The 2,631-nt window shown below is 72.1% G+C and carries 1 protein-coding gene; it reads right to left on the bottom strand.

Annotated elements, in window-relative coordinates:
- A partial coding sequence (locus MCHT01_RS25300) for a translocation/assembly module TamB domain-containing protein (protein WP_148661738.1) occupies positions 1 to 2,631 on the bottom strand: 2,631 nt, incomplete at both ends.

Genomic DNA, 2,631 nt, shown 5'->3' on the forward strand with positions numbered 1-2,631 from the left:
ACCGCGTCGACGAGCAGATCGCCGCCGGCGCGCAGCCGACCGCCCTGGTTGTCGACGAGGTCCGCGCCGGTCCCGCGCACGCGCAGCGCGCCGCCAGCCTGCATCAGGCCGCCCGCGCCGTTGTCGATGCGGGCACCCTCGACCTCCAGCGTTCCGCCAGCCGCCAGCGTGCCGCCGCGATTGCTCAGCCCGCCGTCGACATCGATCGTCAGGCCTTGCGCGGCGGTCATCTTGCCGCCGTCGTGCCCGAGGCTGCCCCCGGTCAGGCGGATGCGGTCCGCCTGCGTCGTGGCTTCGCTCAGGACGACGTCCCTGGTGCCGATCAACGACAGCGCGCCAGAGGACAACAGCTGTCCCCGCGCCCCCGTCCACTGCCCCACCCTCGCGGTCAAGTCGCCGCCTGCCTGGGCGATCCGGCCGCCGGTGTTGTCGACGAGATCCGCCGACAGCGTCATCGATGGACCGCTCGCGCCGATGTCCCCCTGGCGGTTGTCGATGCCCCCGCGCACCGAGACCGAGATGTCGCCCGTCGTGTCCGTCTGCCACCAGCGTCCTCCGACGTTGCTCCAGCGCGCCGCGGTCAGGCTTGTCCCGCCGGTCTCGATGCGCGCGCCATCGCTGGCCGCCAGCCCGGCCGCATCCAGGACGAACCGTCCGCCGGTCGACCAGGCGGATCGGTGCATCGTCAGGCTGCCCGCGGGGTCGGTGGCGACCAGTCGCATGCTCGACGCCCTTGCCTGGCTGTCGTCGAGCACGAGGCGGGCCGCGATGGCGCTCAGCGCGCCGCTCGCCAGCAGGGTGCCGCCGTGCGCCAAGGTCCCGCTCACGTCCAGGCGCAGATCACCGCTGCCGCCGAGCGTGTTGTCCCTCTTGAGCCCCGCCGCCAGCGTGCCGAGCGCGTTGACCTCGGTCGCGCGCACGGTCAACCCGCCTTCGGCGGCCAGCACGCCGGTGGCCGACTGCGTCAGCCGGCTCGCGAGCAGCGCCATGTCACCCTGGGCGTGCACCGCTCCCGCGTTGTTGAGTTCCCCGGCGATCGCGAGGTCGGCACGACCGCCCGCCTGCACCGCCCCTTCGTTCTTCCACGCCGCGGCGTGAATCTCGACATCGCCGCGAGCGGCGATCAAGCCTTGCGCGCCGTTGTCCAGCGCTCCGGTCCGAATGCCGACCCGGGCCGCCTCCACTTGACCCGACAGGTTCGACACCGCGGACGCGTCGATGTCGAGCTTGCCTCCCACGCCGAGCTGACCCGCGCGGTTCTCCATCGTCCCGATGATCCGAACCGCCGCGTCACCGTCGACGCGCAATCGGCCCGCGTGGTGGTCGAGGCTCGCCGCACGCATCTCGAGCCGCCCGGCCTGGGTCGTCGCGCCGCCCAGGTCGACGCCGCCGCTGACGTCCACGGTCAACAGCCCCTCGGCGAGCAGTTGTCCGTCCGCGCCGTCCAGGCGATCGACCCTCACCAGCAGATCACCCCCGCCGGCGTGGAGCACGCGGCCGCCCCCATTGGAGAGCGCCGAACTCCCCAGCGACAGCAGCCTCCCTTGCGCGCTGATCGTCCCCCCGGCGTTGTCGATGCCCTCATCGGCCACCACAAGGAGCTGCCCGCCTTCGCCCGTCTGCGCGAGCACGCCGTTCGCATTCGTCCACCGCCGTGCGTTCAACGCGACGTCCGTGCCGCTGACCGTCGCCCCTCCGGTGTCGATCAGTCCAGCCACGTCGAGTCGCAGGCCGCCAGACGCCGACCGCGCGCGGCGAAGGATCAGGTCCCCGTCGGACCTGAGGGCGATCCGCTCGCCCTGCAACTGGGCACCCTCGAGGTCCACGCTCCAGCCCCGGGCGGACAGGCCGCCCGACGCGAGCGTCGCGCCGCCTTGCCGCAGCTGACCGGCGACGCGCAGCGTCAGGCCGTCGGTACCCGCAAGCGTGCCATCACCCCGCAGCCCCGCCGCGAGAAGACCCAGGCTGTCGATCTCCTGCGCGTCCACGGTGAGCGCGCGCTGGGCCGTCAAGGCGCCGTCACGGGTCTGGTCGAGGCGCCCCGCAACCACCGCCGCCTCCGCCTCCGCACGCATCAGACCCGCGTTGCTCATGCGCGTCGTCGCGCGAATCGACAAGTCCCGTTGTGATCGGACCTGGCCGGCGTTCTCCATCTTGTCCACCGCCAGGCTCATCGCGCCCTGCGAGAGGATCAACCCCTGGCCCGCGTTGTCGAGGGTCGACGCCATGATCGACAGGCCGTCACCACGCATCTCCCCATCGCGATTGACGACGTCCGTGGCCCACAGCGTCAGCGCCCGACCGGCCCGAAGCCTGCCCGACGAGTTGTCGATGACACGCCCTGAAAGAGACAGCGCCTGCGCGGCGATCATCTCGGCGCCCCGATGGTTCAGGTGGTCGGCGACGACGACAAGCGCTTCGCCTTGCGTGGTGGCGTTTGTCAGATCGACCTTGGCCTTGGCGACCAGCGACAGCTCGCCCTGCGCCAGCAGGATGCTCCCGGCCCCCTCGATCTCGCCGGCACTCACCTTGAGCGCCTCGGCAGCCAGGGTCGCTCCCCGGACCTCGAGGCCCTTGTCGACATGCAGGTTCAGCGCTTCGAGCGCTGACAGACTCGCGCCGTCGGCCGTC

The organism is Mitsuaria chitosanitabida ATCC BAA-476 = NBRC 102408 (genome assembly GCF_001598255.1).
GTDB classification, from domain to species: domain Bacteria; phylum Pseudomonadota; class Gammaproteobacteria; order Burkholderiales; family Burkholderiaceae_C; genus Roseateles; species Roseateles chitosanitabidus.